At 67.7% G+C, this 23,959-nt stretch carries 23 protein-coding genes; 9 read left to right on the top strand and 14 right to left on the bottom strand.

All coding sequences use genetic code 11. The features are described from left to right. Positions 1-21 precede the first annotated feature (21 nt). Positions 22-2,553, top strand: a complete 2,532-nt coding sequence (locus RZN05_RS12430; protein ID WP_317226922.1) for a DUF2339 domain-containing protein — start codon at positions 22-24, stop codon at positions 2,551-2,553. 5 nt (positions 2,554-2,558) lie between these two features. On the opposite strand, the gene speD is transcribed toward RZN05_RS12430, so the two are convergent. From speD to glpX, 10 genes are all read right to left on the bottom strand, one after another. Beyond that, positions 2,559-2,912, bottom strand: a complete 354-nt coding sequence (gene speD / locus RZN05_RS12425) for an adenosylmethionine decarboxylase (RefSeq protein ID WP_317226921.1) — start codon at positions 2,910-2,912, stop codon at positions 2,559-2,561. Then, the gene (locus RZN05_RS12420) at positions 2,909-4,516 is read right to left on the bottom strand and encodes a flavin monoamine oxidase family protein (protein WP_317226920.1); all 1,608 of its coding nucleotides are present in this window, start codon (positions 4,514-4,516) and stop codon (positions 2,909-2,911) included. The genes speD and RZN05_RS12420 overlap by 4 nt, the downstream gene beginning before the upstream one ends. Then, positions 4,506-6,038: a polyamine aminopropyltransferase gene (locus tag RZN05_RS12415; protein ID WP_317226919.1), complete on the bottom strand. Its 1,533-nt coding sequence runs from the start codon at positions 6,036-6,038 to the stop codon at positions 4,506-4,508. The genes RZN05_RS12420 and RZN05_RS12415 overlap by 11 nt, the downstream gene beginning before the upstream one ends. Continuing rightward, positions 6,031-6,243, bottom strand: coding sequence for a DUF350 domain-containing protein (locus RZN05_RS12410; protein ID WP_077510302.1), 213 nt, complete (start codon positions 6,241-6,243; stop codon positions 6,031-6,033). The genes RZN05_RS12415 and RZN05_RS12410 overlap by 8 nt, the downstream gene beginning before the upstream one ends. A 10-nt stretch (positions 6,244-6,253) precedes the next feature. Next, positions 6,254-6,406: a hypothetical protein gene (locus tag RZN05_RS12405; RefSeq protein ID WP_317226918.1), complete on the bottom strand. Its 153-nt coding sequence runs from the start codon at positions 6,404-6,406 to the stop codon at positions 6,254-6,256. Further along, the gene (locus tag RZN05_RS12400; RefSeq protein WP_317226917.1) at positions 6,403-7,719 is read right to left on the bottom strand and encodes a DUF4178 domain-containing protein; all 1,317 of its coding nucleotides are present in this window, start codon (positions 7,717-7,719) and stop codon (positions 6,403-6,405) included. Before RZN05_RS12400 ends, RZN05_RS12405 begins: the two co-directional genes overlap by 4 nt. Positions 7,720-7,723: 4 nt before the next feature. Further along, entirely contained in the window at positions 7,724-8,398 is a 675-nt protein-coding gene (locus tag RZN05_RS12395) for a DUF4178 domain-containing protein (RefSeq protein ID WP_317226916.1), read from the bottom strand. A gap of 4 nt (positions 8,399-8,402) precedes the next feature. Continuing rightward, positions 8,403-9,392 (bottom strand): SPFH domain-containing protein, encoded by a 990-nt coding sequence (locus RZN05_RS12390; protein ID WP_317226915.1) that lies wholly within the window; start codon positions 9,390-9,392, stop codon positions 8,403-8,405. Between the two features lie 71 nt (positions 9,393-9,463). Beyond that, positions 9,464-11,281 (bottom strand): CocE/NonD family hydrolase, encoded by a 1,818-nt coding sequence (locus RZN05_RS12385; protein ID WP_317226914.1) that lies wholly within the window; start codon positions 11,279-11,281, stop codon positions 9,464-9,466. A gap of 143 nt (positions 11,282-11,424) precedes the next feature. Next, positions 11,425-12,393, bottom strand: coding sequence for a class II fructose-bisphosphatase (gene glpX / locus RZN05_RS12380; RefSeq protein ID WP_317226913.1), 969 nt, complete (start codon positions 12,391-12,393; stop codon positions 11,425-11,427). Positions 12,394-12,537: 144 nt separating this feature from the next. On the opposite strand from glpX, the gene RZN05_RS12375 reads away from it, so the two are divergent. After that, the gene (locus RZN05_RS12375; protein ID WP_317226912.1) at positions 12,538-12,885 is read left to right on the top strand and encodes a hypothetical protein; all 348 of its coding nucleotides are present in this window, start codon (positions 12,538-12,540) and stop codon (positions 12,883-12,885) included. 4 nt (positions 12,886-12,889) lie between these two features. Here RZN05_RS12375 and RZN05_RS12370 read toward each other — a convergent pair whose 3' ends face one another. Together RZN05_RS12370 and RZN05_RS12365 are read right to left on the bottom strand one after the other, a co-directional pair. Then, positions 12,890-14,182: a homoserine dehydrogenase gene (locus RZN05_RS12370; RefSeq protein WP_317226911.1), complete on the bottom strand. Its 1,293-nt coding sequence runs from the start codon at positions 14,180-14,182 to the stop codon at positions 12,890-12,892. 167 nt (positions 14,183-14,349) lie between these two features. After that, entirely contained in the window at positions 14,350-15,297 is a 948-nt protein-coding gene (locus RZN05_RS12365; protein WP_317226910.1) for an isopenicillin N synthase family dioxygenase, read from the bottom strand. Positions 15,298-15,428: 131 nt separating this feature from the next. Between RZN05_RS12365 and RZN05_RS12360 the strand changes: the two genes are divergently transcribed. The 5 genes from RZN05_RS12360 (at position 15,429) to RZN05_RS12340 (ending at position 19,279) form a co-directional block, all read left to right on the top strand. Further along, entirely contained in the window at positions 15,429-16,664 is a 1,236-nt protein-coding gene (locus tag RZN05_RS12360) for a multidrug effflux MFS transporter (protein WP_317226909.1), read from the top strand. Between the two features lie 77 nt (positions 16,665-16,741). Then, positions 16,742-17,083 carry a DNA primase gene (locus RZN05_RS12355; protein WP_317226908.1) on the top strand — a complete coding sequence of 114 codons (342 nt, stop codon included), beginning with the start codon at positions 16,742-16,744 and terminating at the stop codon, positions 17,081-17,083. Positions 17,084-17,138: 55 nt separating this feature from the next. Next, positions 17,139-17,726, top strand: coding sequence for a YdeI/OmpD-associated family protein (locus RZN05_RS12350; RefSeq protein ID WP_317226907.1), 588 nt, complete (start codon positions 17,139-17,141; stop codon positions 17,724-17,726). Between the two features lie 250 nt (positions 17,727-17,976). Beyond that, positions 17,977-18,384 carry an ExbD/TolR family protein gene (locus tag RZN05_RS12345; protein WP_317226906.1) on the top strand — a complete coding sequence of 136 codons (408 nt, stop codon included), beginning with the start codon at positions 17,977-17,979 and terminating at the stop codon, positions 18,382-18,384. A gap of 55 nt (positions 18,385-18,439) precedes the next feature. Beyond that, positions 18,440-19,279, top strand: a complete 840-nt coding sequence (locus tag RZN05_RS12340; protein WP_317226905.1) for an MliC family protein — start codon at positions 18,440-18,442, stop codon at positions 19,277-19,279. Here RZN05_RS12340 and RZN05_RS12335 read toward each other — a convergent pair. Next, positions 19,269-19,406, bottom strand: coding sequence for a hypothetical protein (locus tag RZN05_RS12335; RefSeq protein WP_317226904.1), 138 nt, complete (start codon positions 19,404-19,406; stop codon positions 19,269-19,271). The two genes, RZN05_RS12340 and RZN05_RS12335, sit on opposite strands and share 11 nt — an antisense overlap. 131 nt (positions 19,407-19,537) lie before the next feature. On the opposite strand from RZN05_RS12335, the gene RZN05_RS12330 reads away from it, so the two are divergent. Beyond that, positions 19,538-19,930, top strand: coding sequence for an acyl-CoA thioesterase (locus RZN05_RS12330; RefSeq protein WP_317226903.1), 393 nt, complete (start codon positions 19,538-19,540; stop codon positions 19,928-19,930). A 38-nt stretch (positions 19,931-19,968) separates the two neighbouring features. On the opposite strand, the gene ppc is transcribed toward RZN05_RS12330, so the two are convergent. Continuing rightward, positions 19,969-22,641, bottom strand: coding sequence for a phosphoenolpyruvate carboxylase (gene ppc, locus RZN05_RS12325; RefSeq protein WP_317226902.1), 2,673 nt, complete (start codon positions 22,639-22,641; stop codon positions 19,969-19,971). Positions 22,642-22,758: 117 nt separating this feature from the next. Between ppc and RZN05_RS12320 the strand changes: the two genes are divergently transcribed. Further along, the gene (locus tag RZN05_RS12320) at positions 22,759-23,604 is read left to right on the top strand and encodes an oxygenase MpaB family protein (RefSeq protein ID WP_317227616.1); all 846 of its coding nucleotides are present in this window, start codon (positions 22,759-22,761) and stop codon (positions 23,602-23,604) included. Positions 23,605-23,959 lie beyond the last annotated feature (355 nt).

Genomic DNA, 23,959 nt, shown 5'->3' with positions numbered 1-23,959 from the left:
CGCTGTGCCAAGGAGACATCAGTGACGGCTTTCACCCTCCTGCTTGCCCTTGGTGTCGGCGCGGCCTTCTTCGGAGTCCTGCGTCGCCTGACGATTGTGGAACAGGAGTTGCGCCGCGTCGAGTCACTCGTGGCGCGGCTCGAGGATCGCCAGGCACGCGCCGCGTCGCCGCTGGTCGCGCCAGCGCCAGCCGCGCCCGCTGCCGAACCCATGCGCGAGGACGCCCGGCCCCCGGCGCGCGTTGTCGCGGCTGAGCGCATCCACGCACGTGCGGCGGAGGCACCGCCGGCACCAGCACGCACCGCGCCGGTCGATGCCCCGGAGCGCGCGCCGCTCAACCTCGAATTGCTGATCGGCGGGCGCCTGCCGATCTGGATCGGCGGCGCGGCGCTTGTCCTCGCCGGGGTGTTTCTGGTGCGCTATTCGATTGAGAGCGGGCTGCTCGGGCCGGGTACGCGGACGATCCTCGCCGCGCTGTTCGGTCTGGTGCTGATCGCCGCGAGCGAGGCGGCGTGGCGCTTTCCCGCCACTGCCGAGGATCCGCGCGTCGCACAGGTGCTCGCCGGTGCGGGCGTGGCCAGCCTGTACGGCACGCTCTACATGGCGGCAGCGCTATATCACCTGATTGCGCCGCTGACCGCGTTCGTGCTGGTCGTGTTGGTCACCGCTGCGGCGATGGGGCTGGCGCTGCGCCACGGCCCGCCGACCGCAGTGATGGCGCTGATCGGCGGGTTCGTCGCGCCGCTCGTCGCCGGGTTCGACGCCGCCGGGATCGCGCCGCTGCTCGTCTATCTGGCGCTGTTCATTTCCGCGCTGTTCGGGCTCGCCATCCATCGCGGCTGGGGTTGGCTGGCGCTTGCCGCGAGCATCGCCGGGTTCGGCTGGATCAACTTCCTGATCGTCGCGCTCGCAGGGCGCGAAGGCGATTTGTCGGCGGTCGGCGCGTTCACGATGTTGCTCGCCGCCTGCGCCAGCGCGGCGCTGCCGGCGACCGGTACCCGCAACCCGTGGCTTCGGCTTGCGCCTCTGGTCGCCGGGTTCGTCCAGTTGCTCGCGCTGGCGCCGTCGCTCGATTTCGGCGCGCTTGCCTGGAGCTTCTACCTCGTTCTCGCCGCCGCCGCGCTGTTCCTGTCGTGGCGCCAGGCGCTCTATCTGCCCGCCGCGCTGGCCGCGCTCGGCTTCCTGCTCGCGCTCGAAGGCTTGGCGCTGCTCCAGCCCGAGCGCGCCGCTACGCCGATCGCGGCGCTGATCGCGACCTTGCTGTTCGCGCTGCCCGGCCACGCGCTGACGGCGCGCGGCAGGGGCTGGGCGGCGCTCGCGCTGGGCGGCACCGCGGGACCGCTGCTGGTCGCGCAGCTCTGCGCGCCGTCGCTGCTTGCGTCGGCGGCATGGGGCGCGCTCGACCTGCTCGCTGCGGCGGGTGCGGCGTATCTCGCCTGGCGGCACAAGAGCGAGACCGACGATCCGATCCTCACGGCGGCGAGCCTCGTCGCCGGACTGCTGGCGGCGCTCGGGCTGGCGCAGTTCGTCCCCGATGCCTGGCTCGGCGTGCCGCTGGCGCTGGTGGTGCTCGGGCTCACCGCCTGGGCGCGGCTGGCAAGGGCGCCGTCGTTGTTCGTGCTGCCGGCGCTGCCCTATCTCGCCGCCTTGGTCGCGGCCTGGTCGCCGTTGGGCGGGCTGATCGAACTGACCTCGACGTCGCTCGCCGGCGACCAGTTACCCTGGCTGCACATCCCGCCGCTCGCCGATCTGTTCCGCGCGCTGGCGCTGCCGACCGCGGCGCTGCTCGCGACGATGCTCGACCCGCGCATGCTCGGCCGGGCGCGGCGTTTTGTCGGGAGCATCGCGATCGGGGTGGGCATCCTGCTGGTCTATGCGCTTGCCAAGCAGGTGCTGGCGATCGGCACGCCCGAGCGCTTCGTCACCTTCGGTTTCGTCGAGCGCGTGATGCTGACCCAGGCGTGCCTCGCGGCAGGCTGGTATCTGCTCCGCAGCGGCCGGCTGCCGTCGCTGGCGAGCGTGCTGCTCGGGCTCGGGCTGGTGCGGCTGGTGTGGTTCGACCTGCTGCTGCTCAACCCGGCGATCGTGCTGCAACAGGTTGGGCCGTTCCCGCTGTTCAACGCGGCAGTGCTCCACGCCGCGCTGGCGGCGTTCTGGTTGTGGACCCTGCCCAGGCATTCGGCCGCGCGCGCCGGGGCGGCGCTGCTCACCATTGCCGCGGCAATGGTAGCGGTGCGCCAGGCGACGCATGGCAGCGTGCTCATTGGGCCGATCAGCACACTTGAAAATGGCGGCTATTCGGCCGCGTTGCTCGGCGTGGCGTTGTTCTGGCTGTGGCGCGGGATTACGGCGAGCGTCTACGATCTACGCATCGCCGGGCTGGCGCTGCTGACGCTGGTAACGTTCAAGGTGTTCCTGGTCGATGCCGCGGCGCTGGACGGCGTGCTGCGCATCCTGTCGTTCCTGGCATTGGGTGTCGTGCTGATCGGGATAAGCTGGGCGTATAGCCGGTTCCTGGCGCGGCCTGCCGTGGCGGTAGCCGGGGAACAATAGGGCGCTTAACTCCCCAGATCGCGCGTCAGCAGCGTGCGCTTGGCCACCCGGGCTTCGAGCCGCGCGACGATCGTGTCCAGTGCTGCATCGAGATCGTGGCGTCGTCCGCACAGGAACAGGTCGATGCAGGCGCTGCCATATTCGGGCCAGGTGTGGATCGAGATGTGCGATTCGGCGAGCATCGCCATGCCGGTCACGCCCTGGCCGGGGCCGAAGCTGTGCAGCCGCACCTCGAGCAGGGTCGCGCCCGCGGCGGCGGCGGCGTCGATCAGGCAGCGCTCGACATGCGCGACGTCGGTCAGATGCGCCGCGTCGTGCAAGTCGGCGATCAGATGGTGGCCGCGATAAGCGTCGCTCACAACAGGCTCTCATGGTCATGGCCGAACAGCGTCATCGCGGCCTCGGCGGCGCGGACGCCGTGATAGTGCGCTTCCTCGAACAGTGACAGGCCGCTGAGGTCCGAATGGGCGAGGAACAGCGGTGGTTCGGGCTGGAGCGCCTCGCCGCGCCACAGGAAGCCGGGAGTCGGACGCGCCATCGCATGGCCCCAGCGCCACAAGTCGATCCGGGCGATCGCGCCGTCGAGCTCGGGGTGCATCGCGAGCAGGTCGTCGCGGACGATGCGCTTCCATTCGTCCGCAGGGCGCGCGACGAGCAGGCGGCGGGCCGCGGCTGGCGTCATCGTCGACAACGGCAGATACCAGGTGAGCACGCTCCCGGTGCGGATCGCGTCGGGCCCCTGGTGCGTCGCGACGACATAGCCGAGCGATTCGCTGGTGCTCGACACATTGTCCCAGGCGAGCGGCACGCCGCGGCCGCGCGGCAGGCGGTCGACGGTGACGTTGGCGACCAGCCAGGGGGCGTAGCTGAAGTCCTTCGCACCGCCGACATCGTCGCAAACGCGTGCGGCGACGAAGTGGGGCATCGCCAGGATCGCGGCACGCGCGCGGGTGCGGACGGTGGCGTTGGCGGCGGTGTCGAAGCTGTCGACCAGGACCCGGTCGCCCTCGCGCGCGACGCGGTGGACGATCCGCCCGGCGGCGATGCGATCGGGGAAGAAACCGGCGATGCAGGTGATGAGCCTGCCATTGCCTTCGGGCCAGGTGAGCTCGTTGTCGCCGCTGTTCCCGGCGGCCCAGCCGCGGCGGCTGGCGAAATAATGGATTCCGGCCCAGGCAGAGACCTCGCCCGGCTCGGTGCCGTAATCGTCGCGCATCGCGTAGCGGACATGCGCGCGCAATACGGGCGAGCGCCAGCCGTTCTGGTCGAGCCAGGCGGCGAAGCTCAGCGTGTCTAGCGCCGTCAGATCGGCGTCGCGCGAACTGTATGCCATCGGCACCGCGAAGGCAGGCTTGCCGTCACTGCCGACGCGCTTCGAATAGCCGGCCATCGTGGTCTCGAACGCGGTGAGGTCGGCGCGGTCCTGCGTGGTGATGCCGGTGCGCGGGATCAGGCCCTCCTGCCAGCGCCCTTGCCAGAAGATGCGCTCCTGCAAGTCGGCGCAGAGCTGCTCGGGATCGTAGACCGGGACGCCGTCGGTGTCGCTGGTGATCATGCCGAGCTGGCGCAGCAGGTGCTGGAGCGCCTTGGCCTCGCGATTGGCGACGGGGAGGTAGTGCGCACCGAGCGGATAGGCCGAGACGGCGTTGCGCCCGCTGCGGGCATTGCCGCCGACATGATCCTCAAGCTCGAGCAGCTGGAATTGGTCATATCCCGCGTCGCGCAGCCGCCAGCCCGCCGAGAGCCCCGCAACGCCGCCGCCTGCGATGACAAGGTCAACCTGCTCCTCGCGGCTTGGCGCGGGGAAATTGCCGTCGCGCAGCCGGTGGCCGCGCGCCATGTCGGCGCCGCCCAGCGTCCCCGCAGGCAGCGGCGCATGACCCAGCGCATAGGCGAGCCCGCCGCCGCCGGCTGCGACCGCTGCGGCGCCGAGGCCGAGCACCGCGCGACGGTCAGCCTTCATATTTGTCCCACGCGTCGGCAAACTCGCGGACGAGAACCTGGTTGTCGAGCCGATTCACCGAGGTCGGTCGCCGCGCCATGTCGGGCGGGAAGTCGAACAGCCTTTGGTCGATCGTCGCGGTAAGGAAGCGTCCGGGCGGGATGTTTCCCTGTTCCGGGATCGGGCCGTTGGCGGCAAGGAAGAAGCCCCATTCGCCGAAGCTCGGCACATAGACGTGGTAGCCGCGGGTTTGGAGCCCGGCGGCTTCGAGCGTGGTGGCGACAGTCCAATAGGCGCGCGGTGCGACGAGCGGCGACGTGCTCTGGATCGCCATCATGCCACCGGGCGCGAGCAGCTTGCGCGCGGCGCGATAGAAGGTCTCGGTGTAGAGCTTGCCGACCGAATAATCGACCGGATCGGGGAAATCGACGATGATCGCGTCGTACTTTCCCGTGGCTTCGCGCGCCCAGCGGAAGCCGTCGGCGTTGATCACGGTCATCCGGGGATCGGTGAGCGACCCGCCGTTGAGCTTGGCGAGCATCGCGGTGCGCGAAAACAGGCTGGTCATCTCGCCGTCGAGGTCGACCAGCGTCAGGTGCTGCACGGCCTTGTTCTTGAGCACTTCGCGCGCCGCGAGCCCGTCGCCGCCGCCCATGATCAGCACGTTGCGCGGATTGGCGACCCGGCCGAGCGCGGGGTGCACCAGCACCTCGTGGTAGCGATATTCGTCGCGCGACGAGAATTGCAGGTTGCCGTTGAGGTACAGCCGGACATCGTCGTCACGCCGCGTGAGGACGATGCGCTGGAACCTGGTGCTCGTCGCATAGATCACCGGCTCGCCATAGCTCGCAACTTCGGCCCAGCGCTGGAGCCGGTCCGATGCGACGAAGCCCGCACCAAGGACGAGCAGTACCAGCAGCGACGCGACCTTCTCGCTCCGGTACCGCGCAGTCCGCGGCAGCGCGAACAGCACCGCTAGGGCTACCGCGGCGTTGAAGATGCCGAACAGGAAGCCGGTCCTGATCATGCCGAGATGCGGCATCAGCAGCAGCGGGAAGAGCAGTGAGGCGACCAGCGCGCCGACATAGTCGAAGGTGAGCACGTTCGACACGGTCTCGCGGAAGTCGAAGCCGCGCAGGATGCGGATCAGCAACGGGATTTCGAGCCCGACGAGGAAGCCGATCGCGAGGACGAGCCCGTAGAGCGCCACCCGGAAATGGTCGACCACCGGGAAGAGCAGGAACAGCGCCGCCGCCGAACAGCCGCCGAGTAAGGCGATCAGCAGCTCGACGCGGACGAAAAGCCGCAGCTCGTCCTTCCGGACATAGCGCGAGCACCAGCTGCCTACGCCCATCGCGAACAGATAGCTGCCGATGACGGTGGAAAACTGCGTGACGCTGTCCCCGAGCAGATAGCTCGCCAGCGTGCTCGCCAGCAGCTCGTAGATCAGCCCGCAGGTCGATACGACGAAGGCGGACGCAAGCAGCGCCGCGGCGGGCGCGGACGCTCTGGGTTTTGGTCGCGCCGGGTCGGCCTCAGCCATGTATCGCGGCGGCAACGATGATCGCGAGCCCGATTGCCCCCGCGCCGGCGAAGATGGCAACCGCAACATTCTGCTTTTGCCCGATTTCTTCCCACAGTTTCCCGGGCGTGAGCAGGTCGAGGACCACGAATCCGATCACGAACACGACGATGCCGATCGCCGAATAGAGCAGGGTGCTGAGCACGGCAGGCAGGCTGGTCACCATAAGGATCCTCCTATTTGTGGGTTGGGCCGACGAAGACGCCGCCGGTCTGCGGGCGCGCGCGACTGCCTTCGGCAAAGGGCGACCAGGCATAGACGCTGCCCAGCATGAACAACCCCGCTACGCCGAGGCACCAGAGCGCGTAGAGGAAGGTTCGCGTGCTCATTCGTCGTCCTCGTCATCGTCGCCCGTGGAAGCGAAGTCGCTTTCGTTCTTGCGCGCGGTTTCGAAGGTGGCGTGTGCGATCAGCGCGAACAGCAGCGGCAATGCGATCAGCAGCAGTGCGATGAACAGGTTCGAGCCGTAGATCCGGCCCTGGCGCATCTCGACCTGGACCTCGGGCTGGTTGCCTGCGTCCATCCAGCCGCTGTCGCTGCTCGAGCTGCTCGCGCCGGACCAGCGATTGCCCTTGTAGTCGACGATCAGGTCGTAGCTGCCCGCGGGCACGCTGGCGATCGACACGGTCGAGCGGCGCGAGCCCTCGTTCCACGCCCCGTCCGAATCATAGCCCGAATAGCGCTCGGCCGCGCCATAGGCCTCGTACGCCTGCTGCGTCGCGCGATCGACGAGGCGATAGTCGATGTCGAGCCAGCCATTTTCGAGCCGGGGTACCTCGGCGCGCAGTTCGACCTTCTGGTAGCGGTTGGTCAGCGTGACCGGGCCGAGCGTTGCGCTCTGCTCGCGGCCGTCGGCGGCGATCGGGAAGCTGCCCGCGGCGGACCAGCCGGTGCCGCCGAACAGCACCGCCATTACTAGCAGGAACGCGAAGGCTGCCGCGCCGATCGCTAGCCCGGTCTTGAGCCACGCGCCGTAAGGCGAGGGCTGGTGCGGCAGCGGCGGCCAGATCTTGCGCGGCGGTTCAACGCCGAACGCCTTCCGCATCTCCTTCGCCGGCAGCAATTCGTTGCGCGTCCAGCTTACTTCCTGCGCGTTTTCCTCGCGCGACAGCATCGCCCCGGGTCGGACCCAGTCGCCGGTCTTGACGCGCTCGCCCACTGCGACGCGCCAATAGAATTCGCCGAGTACGTAATCGACCTGCGCCTCGCCGTCGGCGAAAAAATGCGAATAGGCCTCCGGGCCGATTGCGAGCGTATCGTAGGAGATCCAGTCGGGCGTGACCGTCAGCGCCTCGCCCAGGCTCCAGCCGCCGCGCACTTTCACCAGCCAGCGATAGCCATGATAGGGGTTGAACAGCAGATATTCTTCCCAGCCATAAGTGCCGTTCTCGGAGCGCCGGAGATAACCGATCGCTTCCCATTCGACGCCGCGCAGTGCCCCGCGCGTGCCGAGGGGGATTTCGAGCTGGGCGGCCTGATGGTGGTATTGGGTGACCAGCTTCACCTGCGGATCGGTGACGTCGAGGATCGAGCCGCAATATTGGCACGCGACATGGACGGTATAGCCCGCCGCGCGCAACTCGACGCCGCCGCCGCATGCCGGGCAGGTCAGCGCGCGCGCCGCGGGGGCGGGCGGGGCCACGGGCTCAGGCTGCATAAGCGGGGAGCGCCCAGCCTTCGATTGCGCGCAGCCCACGTGGGGCAAGCTCGGCGAGCGTCACATAGCGGCCCTGATAGAAGCTCGCCTCCGCGCCGTCGCGCTGGAGCGTCGCGCATTCGCCCTGCCGGCCGCGCAGATCGACGCTGTAGAGTCGCCAATCGGGCATGGCGGTGAAGGGCAGTTCGCCTTCGGCGGCGATGCAGACCACCTCCCGCGCATCGGCTATGACCATCTTCTCGTTGTCGATCTGGACTTCGTTGCCGACGATCGCGTCGCGGCCTCCGGCGATGTCGCGCAGATAGCGGCTGCGGATCTTTGCGAACGGGCGTTCCCACAGCAGCATGAACTGGCCCATCGCCTCGCCGAGCCAGGCGTTGCTCCCGTCTTCGAACAGCAACAGCCATTCGTTCCACGATCCGTCCGTCCATGCCCAGCGGACGCGACCGATGACTTCGAAGCCCTTGCCGTCGGCGCTTCCGCGCATGCCGATCTGCACTGGGCTGACGTCGAACGGCAGCGCCGCGACTTCGCCGACCCTGGCCACCCCGGCATCGCTGCGCACCAGCATCGAGCGGCAATAGTCGCAGACGCGGTTGGGCAGCGCCGGCGAGCGGAACACGACGTCCGCGCCGCAATTGGGACAGGGGAGATGGAGGCTCATGCGTTCAGCGGATACGGCCCAGCAACTCGGCCTTCTTGGCGTCGAACTCCTCCTGGGTGATCGCGCCGATCGTCACCAATTTGTGGAGCTTCTCGATCTGCGCATATGCGTCCTCGCCCGGGGCGGCGGCGGGCGCGGCCGGCGCGCCGATCCCGCCGGCCATGCTCTGGCCGATCGCCATGCCCGCGGCCATCCCCGCCCCGGCACCCGCTACTCCGCCCGACTGGCCCGCCGCGGTCTCGATCGCTTGCGCGCTCTGGAAGCGGACGAAGCGGTCGAGGTCGCCAACGACGCGCATCGAGCTCGCTTTGTCGAGATGCGCCTGGACCTCCTCGGGCAGCGACAGGCTCTCGATGAAGAAGCTGGTGCAGCTCAGGCCCCATTGCGCGAACGCCGGCTCGACCGCGGCCTTGAGCTTCTCGGATAGCACGGTCTGGTTGGCGGCGAGGTCGAGGAACGCGATCTCGCCGGTGCCGAGCGCCGAGGCGATCGCGGTGGCGATCGTGCCGCGCAGCTGCGGCTCCAGATCGGCGACGGTCAGCTTCTCGAGCGAGCCCATCATCTTGATCGCGAAGGTCGAGACGCTCTCGACGCGGAACGAATAGGAGCCGAACGCGCGGACGCGCAGCGGGCCGAATTCCTTGTCGCGCACCGTGATCGGCTGCTGCGTGCCCCATTTGAGCCCGGTCTGCTCCTTCTGGCTGAAGAAATAGACATCGGCCTTGAAGGGGGAATTGAAGCCCTTGTCCCAGTTCATCAGCGCAGTGAGCACGGGCAGGTTGCCGGTCTCGAGCGTATAGAGCCCGGGGACGAAGGCATCGGCGAGCTCGCCTTCGTTGTAGAAGAGCGCGGTCTGGCCGGCGCGGACGGTCAGCTGCGCGCCGTTCTGGATCTCGCGCTTCTCCATCGGATAGCGGATCGCGAGCGTGCCCGGCTCGTCCACCCAATCGATGACGTCGACGAACTGGTTCGAGAGAAAATCGAAAATGCCCATCTGTCCCTCCGTTGCGCCGATGTTAGAGGGCCGCGTCGCGCTTCGAAACAATAAAGCGACGCGGCGCGCGGCTATCTGGCCACCGGCAATGCGATCAGCGATCCGCCGCAGACGCGCTGGGTGGCTTTGACGAAGTCTTCGGGCGCTGCCTTGTAGATATTGGGCACGAACTTCTGCGGGTTGCGGTCGATCACCGGGAACCAGCTCGACTGGACCTGGACCATGATCCGATGGCCCTTCTTGAAGACATGATCGTGATCGCGCAGCGCCACGTCCCAGGGCACCACTTTATTGGGCGTGAGCGGTGTCGCCTTTTCATAGCTTTGCAGATAGCGGCCCCGGCGGACCTCCATCGCGATCGGGAACTGGTAGCCGTTGAGCGTGCGTGGATATTCGCCGATCGTGCCGGGACGCGCTGGTTCGTAATCGTCCGGCAGCACGTCGATCAGCTTGACGACGAAGTCGCTGTCGGTGCCCGAAGTCGAGGCCATCAGCTTGGCCGCGATGTCACCAGTGACGGTGAGGTCAGCGTCGAGCGGCGCGCTGGTGTAGCTGAGCACGTCCGGGCGGTGGTCGACGAAGCGCTGGTCGGCGGCTTCCCACCAGCGCCATTCCTGTGACGGGTAGGTGCGCGAGATCGGGCGCTCGCGGAAGGGCACCGGGTTGGCGGGGTCCGAGACGTATTCGCGGCACTGGCCGGCATCGGTGGGCGCAGTGAAGGATAGCGTGCCGTCGGGCTGGAGATAGAGATTGGTCAGTGTGGTGCCCGGCGCGGGCCATTTGGGATAGCTCTTCCACTCCCAGGAACCGCTCTGGAACATCTTCGCCTCGAACCCCGGCTTGACGCCCTTGCCGTGGAGCCAGTGCGCGAAGAATGGCGCTTCGATGTCGCGCATGAAATCGGTGCCGCTTTCCTTGCCGTGCTTAAGGTAACCGACATCGGTGCCCGGCGAGTGCCACGTTCCATGCGCCCAGGGACCACCGACGATCATGTTGAGCCCGTCGGGGTCGTTGGCTTCCATCTTCTCGTAGATCTTCCAGGTGCCCAAGGGGTCCTCCTGGTCCCAGAAGCCGGCGACGTGGAGCGTCGGGACGGTGGTGCGGCCGAGCCTGTCGGTCCAGCGCTGGCGCTTCCAGAAATCGTCGTAATCGGGATGCTCGATCATCGCAGTGAATTGCGGCACCGACCCCTTGAAATAGAGCGTGTCGAGATTGGCGATCGGACCAAGCTTGAGGAACCAATCATAGGTGTCGACCGGGGTCTTGCCGCCATAGTCGAAATCGTCGCCCTGGTCGTTGTTCTGCAGGCTGAACAGCCAGTCAGTGAGGTAGGACAGCCGCGCAGCGCCGTAGCGGTGGAGATCGTCGTTGATCCACCAGTCGTTCCACGCGGCCTGCGGACTGACGGCCTTGAGCGCCGGGTGCGGCCGGGCCAGCGCCACTGCCGAGGCATAGCCGGGATAGGAGACGCCCCACATGCCCACCTTGCCGTTGTTGCCGGGGAGCTTCTTCACCAGCCAATCGACGGTGTCGTACGCGTCGGTCGCTTCATCGACGCCCTTAGCGCCCTTGGCGTCGAGCGCCATCGACATGGTGAAGTCGCCGTCCGACTTGAACTGGCCGCGCATGTTCTGGAAGACGAGGATGTACCCGTCCTCCATCAGGAAGCGCATCGATGCGGGGACGCTGGCGGGCGCCTGGCCGGGAACGCCATAGGGGGTGCGCTGGAGGAGGATCGGCAGCTTGCCGGTCTTGCCGGTGGGTCGGAGGATGACGGTCTGGAGCTTCGCCCCGTCGCGCATCGGGACCATCACTTCTTCATACGTGAAGGCAGCAGCCTGCGGGGCTTGCGGTGCAGGCTGGGCATGCGCCGCGAGAGGGGCGGCCAAGGCTGCCAATGCCACGAAACCCATCAATGCGCGCATGTAGTCCCTCCGAATGATGCCCGGGGGGAGGGGTACGGCGCTAGGGATGGAGGGGCAAGCGCGCCAAGCTAAATTCCCCTCCCTGAAAGGAAGGGGAGCTTTGGGGATCAATCCAGCCGGTGCTCGCCCTTGACCCAGCGAACGGTGCCCGAACTGGCGCGCATCACGACGCTCTCGGTGGTCATCTTGCCGCGGACGCGCTTGACACCTTCGAGCAACGAGCCGTCGGTGACGCCGGTCGCCGCGAAGATGCAGTCGCCCCGGGCGAGATCGGTGAGGTCGTAGATCTTGTCGAGATCCTCGATCCCCCACTTCCGCGCACGGGCGCGCTCATCATCGTTGCGGAACACCAGCCGTCCCTTGAACTGGCCGCCGACGCAGCGCAGCGCCGCGCAGGCGAGCACGCCCTCGGGCGCGCCGCCCGAGCCCATGTACATGTCGATCGTGGTGTCGGGATTGGTGGTGGCGATCACGCCGGCGACGTCGCCGTCGCCGATCAGCACGATACCGCAGCCGATCGCGCGCAGCTCGGCGATCATCTTCTCGTGGCGCGGGCGATCGAGCACGCAGACGATGATCTCGTTGGGCTCGACGCCCTTGGCCGCGGCGAGTGCCTTGACGTTGTCAGTCGGCGACTTGGCGAGATCGATCACGCCCTCGGGATAGCCGGGGCCGACGGCGATCTTGTCCATATAGACGTCGGGGGCGTTGAGCAGCCCGCCATGTTCGGCGACGGCGAGCACCGCGAGCGCGTTCGGACCTGCCTTGGCGCAGATCGTGGTGCCCTCCAGCGGATCGAGCGCGATATCGATCTTGGGACCAGTGCCGATCGCGCTGCCGACCTTCTCGCCGATATAGAGCATCGGTGCCTCGTCGCGCTCGCCCTCGCCGATCACCACGGTGCCGTCCATGTAGAGCGAGTTGAGTGCTTCGCGCATCGCCTCGACCGCGACATGATCGGCCGCCTTCTCGTCGCCGCGCCCGACGAGGCTCGACGCGGCGATCGCCGCGGCTTCGGTGACGCGCACCATTTCGAGCACGAGGACACGATCGAGAACGCTGCTGGCGGTGGTCATCGGTTGGCAAATCCCTTGGAGAACTTGGGGAGGCGATAGGGGCGCCGTGTTGCACTGTCGAGGCTGCTAGCGCTGTCAGGCGCGTCGCAATTTCGCCGCAACCGTGCGCCAGCCTCGTTTCGTCGCAAGCGTAAGGATTCGCCAATGTGGGTGCCGTTGCTGCTGCTGGTCCAGGAGGCGCCCGCGGTTACTGCCGCGCTCGCCGAATATCGCGCTAAAACCTCGGCGGAAATCTCTTGCAATAGCGAGGACCAGGACGAAATCGTCGTCTGCGCGCAGCGCGAGGCCTATCGCCACCAGCTACCGCTCGTGCCGACCTATAACCCGAAGAACGACGCCAATGCCCAGCTTGCGCCGATCATGACGCGCGAGGCGCAGGGGATCGTCGAGTGCGGGCAGGGTCCGTTCATGGCCAAATGCGGATCGGTGGGCGTCGGGGTGACCGTCGGGCTGGGCGGCGCAGGCTATGTGCGGCGCGCGCCGCCGCCCTGAGAGCTCAATCCGCGAGGATGTGCATCCACATCGGCTCGCCGACCAGACTCTGCGAGCCGCGCAGCTTTTCGAGCGCCTGGGCGACGCTGCGCTCGGGGCCTTCGTGGGTGACGATCGCGACGAAGACGCTGCCGTCAGGATTGGCGCCGCGCTGGATCAGGCTCTCGATCGAAACCCCGGCGTCGCGCATCGCCGCGGCGATCTCGGCGAGGACGCCGACTCGATCGGCGACGGTCAGGCGGACATAGGCGCGCGCGCGGCGCTCGCCGCTGTCGGCGGCGTCCTGCGCGGCAAGCGCGTCGGCGGGCATCGCGTAGGGCGGGCCGAATTCGCCGCGGGCGATGTCGATCAGGTCGGCGACGACGGCACTTGCGGTCGGGCCGTCGCCGGCGCCGGCGCCCTGGAACAGCAGGCGGCCGACGAAATTGCCCTCGGCGACGACCGCATTGGTCGATCCGACGACGTGCGCGAGCGGGTGGCTGAGCGGCACGAGGTGCGGGTGGACCCGCTGGAACAGGCCATGCGGACCCGAATCCGCGACGCCGAGCAGGCGAACGCGATAGCCGAGCGCGTCGGCTTCGGCGATGTCGGCGGCCATGACGTGGCGGACGCCGGTGATCGCGACGTCGCCAAACGCAGGCTGCGCGCCGAACGCGACGCTGGCGAGGATCGAGAGCTTGTGCGCGGCATCGACGCCGTCGATGTCGAAGCTGGGATCGGCTTCGGCATAGCCGAGCGCCTGGGCTTCGCTGAGGATTTCGCCGAAGTCGCGGCCCTCGGCTTCCATCTTGGAGAGGATGAAATTGCAAGTGCCGTTGAGGATGCCGTAGACGCGGCCGATCACATTGGCGGCGGCGCCTTCCCGGAGACCCTTGATCACCGGCACGCCGCCGGCGACCGCGGCTTCGAACTTGAGCGCGAGATTGGCGGATTCGGCTGCGCGCGCGAGCTCGAGCCCGTGATGCGCGATCATCGCCTTGTTGGCAGTGACGAAGCTCTTGCCAGCCGCCAGCGTCGCGCGCGCGAGCGCAAGTGCGGGGCCGTCCGAGCCGCCGACCAGCTCGACCACGACATCGGCCCTGGGATGGCGGGCGAGCTCGGCGGGATCGTCGATCCAGTCGAACCGGGCGATGTCGACACCGCGGTCCTTGGAGCGATCGCGCGCAGAGACCGCGACGACTTCGATCGGCCGCCCCGCACGCCGCGCGATCAACTCGCCATTCGCGTCGAGCAGACGAATGACGCCCGCGCCCACGGTTCCCAGGCCGGCGAGTGCGATGCGAAGCGGTTCGGTCATTTCTTTCCCTTTTGCTCCCCTACCTGAAAGGGAGGGGCTGGGGGTGGGTGCGAGGAGCAAAGCTCCGAGCCCTACGCCCGACAACAAAGCGACGGCCGGGGCATCGAGCCCCGTCCGCCGCTGACCCACCCCTAGCCCCTCCCTTGCAGGGAGGGGAATTAGATTTTCTATTTCTTGATCAGCCCGATCTCGGCGAGGCGCTCGGCGAGATAGTCGTGCGCGGTGATCGGGGGTTCGCGCTCCGGGTTCTCCGCCGTTACGCAGCTCGGCAGCGCCTTGATCAGGAAATCGGGTGCGGGATGCAGGAAGAAGGGCATCGAATAGCGCGAATGGCCGCGGCGCTCGGGCGGCGGATTGACCACGCGGTGGGTGGTCGAGGGTAGAACATGGTTGGTGAGGCGCTGGAGCATGTCGCCCACATTGACCACCATCGCGCCCTGGGGCGGCTTGACCGCCAGCCAGGTGCCGCCGCGGTCGAGCAGCTCCAGCCCGGCTTCCTCGGCGCCGAGCAGCAGCGTGATCAGGTTGATGTCCTCATGCGCGCCGGCGCGGACTTCGGGCGCATCGGCGTCGACCGGGGGATAATGGAGCAGGCGCAGTACCGAATTGCCGTCCTTGACGGCGTGATCGAACCAGTCGGGCGCGAGACCGAGATAGCGCGCCACTGCCGAGAGCAATTTGTCGCCGGCATCGTCGAACGCCTGGAACAGCTCGAGGAAGGTCTCGCGAAAACCCTCGGGCTGGTCGGGCCAGATGTTGGGCGACATCTTGTCCTCGAAGCGATGCCCCGCGGCGATCTGGCGGCCGATATGCCAGAATTCCTTGAGATCGACATGGGTGGCGCCCTTGGCGATCTCGGTCTTGAACGGCGTATAGCCGCGCGCGCCGCCGCCGCCCTCGACGAAATAGCTGCGCTTGACGTCTTCGGGCAGGTCGAAGAACGCCTTGGTCATCGCCCAGGCGCGCTCGATCAGCGCGTCGGGGATGCCGTGATCGCGCACCACGGCGAAGCCGAAGCGCTGGAAGGACTGGCCGAAGGCTTGCGCGAAGCCTTCGGGATCGGATTGCTGATCGGCCAGCGAAAGCGCCGGGATCTCAGCGAGGGTGTCGAGCATGCGAGTCTCCGTATGTTGGGTCCAGTTAGACCCGCAGGGCCCTGCCGAACAAGCGGGGGTGCGGGCATGACGGCGATCAATCGTGCCGCTTGGGGGTGACGCCCGCGCCCCGATCCTTCATGGGCACCGCCATGTCCGAGCCGCACCTCGCCACCGATTCCGCCAATCGCGCACCGCTCCGGTTCGGCGAGTTCGTGACGCTGATCGCGTCCATGATGGCGCTGACCGCGCTTGGCATCGATTCGATGCTGCCGGCGCTGCCCGCGATCGGCGACAGCCTGGGGGTTGCCGAGCCCAATCACCGCCAGTTCGTCATCACCGCGTTCCTGCTCGGCTTCGCGATCGCGCAGTTGGTCTATGGGCCGCTGTCGGATCGGTTCGGGCGGCGGCCGGTGCTCGGCATCGCGCTGTTCAGCTATGCGCTGACCTGTGCGCTGGCGGCGATCTCGGGCAGCTTCGAACTGCTGCTGGCCTCACGCTTCCTGATGGGGACCGCGGCGGCGGGCGCGCGGGTGGTGACGGTGGCGCTGGTGCGCGATTGCTTCGCGGGCCGGGCGATGGCGCGGGTGATGAGCCTGGCGTTCATCGTGTTCATGGCCGCGCCGATCTTTGCGCCCGCGTTCGGCCAGGGCGTGCTGTCGGCGGGCGGATCGTGGCGGATGATCTTCTGGGGCGTGGGCGCAGTCTCGCTGCTGGTGGTCGCCTGGTTCTGGTTGCGGATGCCCGAGACGCTCGACCCGGCCAATCGCCAGTCGCTCCAGCCGAGCCGGATCCTCGCGGATTACGGCCTCGTCCTGCGTGATCGCTACGCGGTGGGATATACGCTCGCCGCGGCGCTGCTCTCGGGCGGGCTGTTCGGGTTCATCGGATCGATCCAGCAGATCATGGACGTCGTGTTCGGCCGGCCCGAGCTGCTCACGCTCATCTTCGCCGCAGTCGCCAGCACGATGGCGATCGGGTCGTTCCTCAACTCGCGGATCGTTATGAAGATCGGCACGCGGCGGATCTCGCACACTGCGCTTTCGGCGTTGATCCTGTTCGCCGCGATCCACTTGGCGGTCGCGCTTTCGGGGCACGAGAACCTTTGGTCGTTCGCGATCCTCCAGGCGCTGATGATGGCGAGCTTCGGCCTTGCCACGTCGAACTTCTCGGCGATGGCAATGGAGCGGATGGGCGAGATCGCCGGCACCGCCTCCAGCCTGCAGGGCTTCGTCGCGACGATGGGCGGCGCGGTGATCGGCGCACAGATCGGCCAGTCGTTCGACGGGACCACGGTGCCGCTCTATACCGGCTTCGTCGCGATGGGCGTGCTCGCGATGGTCTCGGTCGCAGTCGCCGAACGGGGGCGTCTTTTCCGCCCGAGCTGACGGAACGGATGGGCCTGGCCCGCCGTTCGCACATCGTACGGGGGACGCTTCGACCCCCGGAGCGAAAAGGACAGGCGATGGGTGGTCATCAGGTTCCGATACAGGGCCCCAACGACGACGGTTTCGACGAGGACGGCTATGACGAGAGCCAGCGCGCCGAGATCATCGAGGCCACCAACGACGCCCCCAGCGACGGCAACGTGCTGACCGACATCCCGGTCGACCGGGGCGATGACGGCGACGACGACGACACCGACGACCTCGGCATGGCGGACGACGAGCTCGGCGAGGAGGATGACGACGCCGAGCAGGACGAGGACGACCAGCGCGAGGACGAGATCCAGGCCGATCTCGACGACGATGACGAGGATCTCGACGAAGAGCTCGACGACGGCGACGAGGCCGCGCTCGAACCCTGACGCTTGACGGCGCGCGCGGCCAAACCCAGCATGGCGCTCCGTCCAGGAGAGCGCCATGCGGGACCCGCGCATCGACACCTATATCGCCGGCAAGGCCGACTTCGCCCGGCCGATCCTCGAATGGCTGCGCGAGCGCGTCCACACGGCGTGCCCCGAGGCGGAAGAGGCGATCAAATGGTCGATGCCGTTCTTCGACTATAATGGAAAGCCGCTCGCCAACATGGCGGCGTTCAAGGCGCATGCCGCCTTCGGCTTCTGGGACCGCGAGGCGCTGCCGACGGGCAAGCAAGGCGCGGCGATGGGCCAATATGGCCGGATCGAGAGCCTCGACGATCTGCCCGATGCCGCGACGTTCGAGGTGCAGGTGCGCGATGCGGCGGCGCGGATCGACGCCGGGGTGAAGCCGGCGCGCGCTGCCAAGGCGCCCAAGCCCGAGGCGGAAGTGCCCGCCGAACTGGCCGAGGCGCTGGCCGGGGATGCCAAAGCGAAGGCGACGTTCGAGGGGTTTCCGCCGGGCCAGCGGCGCGAATATTGCGAATGGATCGCCGAGGCCAAGCGGCCCGAAACGCGACTCAAACGTGCGGCCGACGCAGTCGAATGGCTGCGGGAGGGCAAGCGGCGCAACTGGAGATATGAGAGCTGACACGGGCCGAAATAGGATTCCGCCCGCTTAACTTCGCACTTTGCGCATTTAATCTTTGCGAAAATTGCTGGGCAGCGAAAGATTGTTTCTTGCGGATATTGCGCTGTCTGCACCGGTTCAAAGAGCATGGGTGTCGCCAATTTGCGGGCGCCCGCACCGATTGCAGCATTGCAAATCCTACATTTCAAGAGGCCATTGCGCCCAGGTAGAGGTGTGATACGTTGCATCATAACAACAGAGGAGAGGTGCAATGGCTTACACCGCGCGTCCCGAGCCCGTCCCCTTCAGCGCGATCAACGTCACGCCGTTCATCGACGTGATGCTGGTGCTGCTGATCGTGATGATCCTCAGCATCCCGGTGATGACGCACAAGGTGCCGATCGACTTGCCCGGCAAGCCGAAGCTGACCAGCGAAATCGAGCGGCCGTATAGGCTGGCGATCGACCGCGGCGGCACCTTGTTCTGGGAAGGCCGTGCCATCGCGGACGCCGAACTGCCGGGGCTGCTCGCCAAGATGCAGGCCGATGCGACGGGCGTGCTCCACATGCAGACCGATCCCGATGCACGCTACGAGCGGTTCGATGGGGTGCTGGCGGTGGTCAAGCGCGCCGGGGTCGAACGGCTCGGCTTTGTGGGCAACCAGCCGCTCCAGGATTGAGGAACGGCGCAGGCGGCGGGCGCGTTCGTCGCCCGCTGCTTGAACTGGAAATCCCATGCGCCTGACTTTGCCGCTGCTGCTCGCCCTTGCCGCCTGCTCGGCCCAGACCGACAGGAATGTGACGGCGCCCGACAATGCCGTCGCGCCCGGCAACGATCCAGCGGCGCTGCCTGACGAGCCGCGCGCCGTCCCAACGGCAGCGGCAACGCCATCAGGGCCCGCGATGCCGGCGAACGAGGCGCCAATGGCTCAAGACGGCGCGCAGGGCGCGGCTAAGGTCGTCCAGAAATATTACGCGCTGCTCGAAGCCGGGAAATATAGCCAAGCCTACCGGCTATGGGAGCCGGGTGCGGCGGGCATGACTCCCGACGCGTTCGCCGCGAGCTTCGGCCGCTATGCCGAATATCACGCGAAGGTCGGTACGCCGGGCCGCGTCGATTCAGGCGCGGGCCAGCGCTACGTGACCGTTCCGGTGGAGGTCTTCGGCACGCTCAGACCGGATACGCGGCCGTTCAACATGCGCGGCTCGATCGTGCTCCACCGCACCGCCGAGATCGACGGCGCTACGCCAGAGCAGCGCAGTTGGCGCATCCGCAGCGCCGATATCACGCCGCGCTCCGGCGAGGCGGCGCCCACGCCCCAGCCGGGCGAGGACAATCGCTCGACGGCGCGGTATCGCTGCATGGACGGTTCTCGCCTTGTCGCGCGCTTCGATCCCGAAAGGGACCGCGTTACCGTCGTGCGCGGCGGCAAGGCACTGGCGACCTTGCAGGGCGAGCGTGTCGCCTCGGGCATTCGCTACACCGCCCGCGGCTACGAGCTGCGCGGCAAGGGCAGCGACATGACCTTCACGGCGCCCGGGCTGCCGCCGATCGCGTGCACGGTCATTCGCTGAGCAGGTTCGCCACCGCCGCGAGATCGGCGTCGCTGACATTGGCGCCGGTTGCATCGACCAGCTTGGATTCGACGGCTTTGCTCTCCGAGTCGCCGAGGCCGATCGTCGTCACGGCCGTGAAGATCACGCCCGCCGCCCAGAGCAACGCGGTCCAGCGGCTGCGGAAAAGACGTGTGGGACGTAACGGAACCATGCACGCATTATAGCGGCGGAAAATCAACGATGACCTTTCAGGATTGGTTACGCTAGCCTGAGGGAATGACGCCCTATACCGCCACGATCACCGCCGGCCCCGAGGACATCGACATCCTGGGCCACGTCAACAATGCAGTGTGGGTGAAGTGGATCCAGGACGTCGCGGTGGCGCACTGGCACGCAATCGCGGCGCCCGAGCATGACGCGGCCTATATCTGGGTGATCACCCGGCACGAGATCGATTACCGGGCCAGTGTATTGGAGGGCGAGACGGTGACCGCGGAGACCTGGGTGCAGGAGCCGCCCAAGGGCGCGCGGTTCAATCGCTACATGAAGTTCACCGGGGCGGACGGCAAGGTCCGCGTCGAAGCCAAGACAACCTGGGCGATCATCGATCGTGCGACCGGGCGGCTGGTACGCGTTCCGGAGGAAGTGGCGGCGCCGTTCCTGGCCTGATCCAAATCCTCCCCCGCTACGCGAGGGAGGATCGTTGATCAGCCGCTGTTGCGCAGCGCGGTCGCGATGGCGTTGATCGAGAGCAGGATGCCTTCGCCGATCCGGGCGTCTTCCTCGCCAGCGCGGTGGCGCTTCAACAGCTCGATCTGGAGGAGGTTGAGCGGCTCGATATAGGGCAGGCGGAGGCGGATCGAGGTCTCCAGACCCGGGTGCTTCTCGAGCAGGCGGGTCTGGCGCGTCACCTGGAGCAGGCCGTCATGCGTCTTGTCCCAGCCCTCGCGGATGCGCCCGAAGATATGGTCGCGCAGGGCCTTGTCCTCGACAAGGGCGGCGTAATGCGAGGCCACGTCCATGTCGGACTTGGCGAGCACCATCTCCATGTTCGCCAGCGTCGAGGCGAACAGCGGCCAGCCCGACGCCATCTCGCGCAGCAGCCCCTTGTCGGCGAACGCGTCGATCGCCTGGCCGACGCCGTACCAGCCCGGCAGCATCACGCGCGCCTGCGCCCAGCTGAACACCCAGGGGATCGCGCGCAGGTCCTCGATCGCGTCGGACTTCTTCCGGCTGGCCGGGCGGCTGCCGATCTTGAGGCCGGCGATCTCGGCGATCGGGGTGGCCTGGCGGAAGAAGGTGGTGAAGCCCTCGGTCTCGTAGACCAGACCGCGATAGGCCTTGAATGCCGTGTCCGAGAGCTGGTCCATCGCCGCGGCGAAGCGCGTGGCATCGGCGGGGGCGAGCTGCTCGGGCTCGAGGCTGGCGAGCAGGGTGGCCGAGGCCATCGCCTCGAGATTGGTCATCGCGCTGGCACGCGTGCCGTATTTCGCGGCGATAACTTCGCCCTGCTCGGTGATGCGGATGCGGCCCTGCACCGTGCCCGGCGGCTGGGCGAGGATCGCCGAGAAGCTAGATCCCCCGCCGCGCCCGACCGCGCCGCCGCGGCCGTGGAAGAGCTGCATCGCGATGTCGGCCTTTTCGAACACCGGCTTGAGCGCGGTCGAGCCGCGGCTGAGCTGCCAGGTCGAGGTGAGATAGCCCCCGTCCTTGTTCGAATCCGAATAGCCGATCATCACTTCCTGGTGGCCGCGCTTGGCCGCGATCGCCGCGACTTCGGGGAGCGCGAGCCAGGCCTCCATGATCGCCGGCGCGCCTTCCAGGTCGGCGATCGTCTCGAACAGCGGGATCGCCATGATGTGCGCCTGGGGGTCTTCGCCGGGAATGTAGAGCCCGGCTTCCTTGAGGAGCAGATGGACTTCGAGCAGATCGGACACCGACTGCGCCATCGAGACGATGTAGTGGGTGATGCACTGGCGGCCATATTTGCCGTGCGCCTCGGCGGCGGCGCGGACGATCGCGAGCTCGGAAGCGGTCTCCTCCGAATAATCGGCATAGGGGCTGGTGATCAGCCGCGGGCTTTCGAGCTCGGTGCGGAGCATCGCGACACGGGCGTCCTCGTCGAGCGCGAGATAGTCGTCGCAGACGCCGGCGGCCTTGAGCAGCTCGGCGACGACGCGCTCGTGGATCGCGCTGTTCTGGCGCATGTCGAGCGTGGCGAGATGGAAGCCGAAGGTCTCGACCGCGCGGATCAGCCGGCCGAGAGCGCCGCCGCTGGCGAGCGGCCCTTCGCCCTCTGCAGCGAGGCCGCGGGCGATCGCGACGAGCTCCTCGCGCAGCGCGCCGGGTTCGGCATAGGGTTCGGCCTGGAGCGGGGCGGGGCGCGGCGCGCGCTTGCCGGTGAGCTTCTCGTGCGTGGCGGAAAGGCGGGCATAGATGCCGGTCAGCGCACGGCGATAGGGCTCGTCCTCGCGGCTGCGGCCGGTGTCGTGGCTGGCCTCGGCGAGCTTGAGGACCTCGTCGCTGACCTTGCTATGCTCGGTCGAGATCGACAGCTCGGCGCCGAGCGCGTGGACCGACTCCATATAATACGCCAGCACCGTCTCGGCGGCGCGGGCGAGCGCGAGCTTCATCGACTCGGCGGTGACGAAGGGGTTGCCGTCGCGGTCGCCGCCGATCCAGCTGCCGGCGCGCAGGAAGGAAGGCGCGCGTTCGCCGAGCGCGCGGTCCCAGCGGGCATAGAGCGCGGGAAGGACGGGGAGGAACACGTCGCGCAGATAGGAAAGCGCGGTCTCGACTTCGTCGGCGACGCCCAATTTCTCGCGGCGCAGCACGCGGGTCTGCCATAGCAGCGCGATTTGCCGGAGGATCGCCTCGTCGATCTTGTCGCCGTCCTCGGTCTCGTCGACGCCGAGATCCTTCTGCGCCATCAACTCGGCGATCCGGTTCTTGTGGTCGATCATCGACTTGCGCCGCACCTCGGTCGGGTGCGCGGTGAGCACCGGGGCGACCAGCGCGTGGTCCAGCAGCGCCATCACGGCGTCGTGGCCGATGCCGTGCTCCTTCAGCCGCGCCAGCGCAGAGGCGATGTCGGCATGCTTCTCGGTCTCGACGCCCTGGCGATCCTCGGCAAGGTTGGCGAGCATCGAGAACAGCATGAAGCCGCGGACGAAATCGAGCGTCTCGTCGAGGCTGAGGCGGTCGAGCCCCGAATCGATCGCGCCGGCGCCGGCGACGCCGCGGTGGCGATCGACCGAGGTCGCGCGGATATATTCGATGCGCTTGAACAGTTCCTCGCCGCCATAGGCGCGGATCACGTCGCCGAGCAGGCGTCCAAGGAAGCGGATGTCGGGATTGTTTGCGATCGCTAGGCTGGCCATGACCGGCGTTGCTGCACTGCGAAGAGTGCAGGGTCAACCGGCGTGTCGCAAACCGGCTTGCAAGCGCAACTTTATGTCGTTCTTGGTCTCGGCACGCGCGGCCCCTATCTCAAGGGCATGAGTCCCACCACCCAGGCAGCCCGCACGCTCAAGTCCGCCCTGATCGGGCAGGTGCGCGCGGTGTTCAACGATTCTGCCAAGGGCGAGACGCCGGTGGTGCGCAACCCCGACGGGCTATTCGGCCCGCAATCGGTGGTGTGGCGGGTGCATGGCGATGTGACGACGATGATGGTCGGTGGGGTCGCGGCTTTGCTGCTCCAGATGCTTCATCCCGCAGTGCTCGCCGGGGTGTGGGACCATTCGAGCTTTCGCGGCGACATGCTCGGGCGGCTGCGGCGTACTGCGCGGTTCATCGCGGTGACGAGCTATGGTGCGCGCGAGGAGGCCGAGGCGGCGATCGCCAAGGTGCGCGACGTGCACACCCGCGTGAAGGGCGTGCTGCCTGACGGCACGCCCTATTCCGCAGACGATCCTCGGCTGCTCGCCTGGGTGCACGTGACCGAGGCAGTGAGCTTCCTCGACGCGTGGATCCGCTATGCCGAGCCGGACATGCCGCTGGCCGACCAGGATCGCTATTTCGCCGAGTTCGCGCTGCTCGCCGAGGCGCTGGGCGCCGATCCGATCCCGCGCAGCCGCGCCGAGGCCGACGCGCTGATCGCCGCGATGCTGCCCGAGCTCGTGGTCGATGCGCGCACGCGCGAAGTCGCGCGGATGGTGCTCGACCAGCCCGCGCCCAATCTGGCGGTCAAGCCGTTCCAGGCGATGGCGTTCCAGGCGGCGGTCGACCTGCTGCCCGACTGGGCGCGGCGGATGCACGGCCTGCGCAGCCCCGGGCTCGCCGCACCGGCGTTGCGGATGGGCACGCGAGGGATCGCCGGGACGTTGCGCTGGGCGTTTCGCTGATCGCAGTCCTGGACAGCCGTCATCGCGTTTTTCCTCTCATTGATCGCACGCATACGGAACCGGCTGGCCCTTGACGCGTCGAATCTTCGAATACGGGCGAGTTTGCATGATGCCCTAACCGTCGGGAGAAACGCATGCCGGCGCGTAAGGCCTTGGTAATGATCGCGGCCCTCATCCTGCCCGCTACGTCGCAAGCGCAGGATGGCGTGGATTGGGGCGGCCTGATGGCCACGGAGGCGGCAGGAAGCGCGACGCGCGAAGCGGCACGCGAGGGCACGCGTCCCCGGCCGGTGCGGCGAGGTCATGATGGACCGAGAAGCGCCGGCACGTCCAAGGCGAAGGCGGATTGCGCCAA

It is taken from the genome of Sphingomonas sp. HF-S4 (assembly GCF_032911445.1).
Classification (GTDB): domain Bacteria; phylum Pseudomonadota; class Alphaproteobacteria; order Sphingomonadales; family Sphingomonadaceae; genus Sphingomonas; species Sphingomonas agrestis.
Note: the sequence above shows the minus strand (reverse complement) of the source record. Positions and strands in the feature narration are given on the sequence as shown.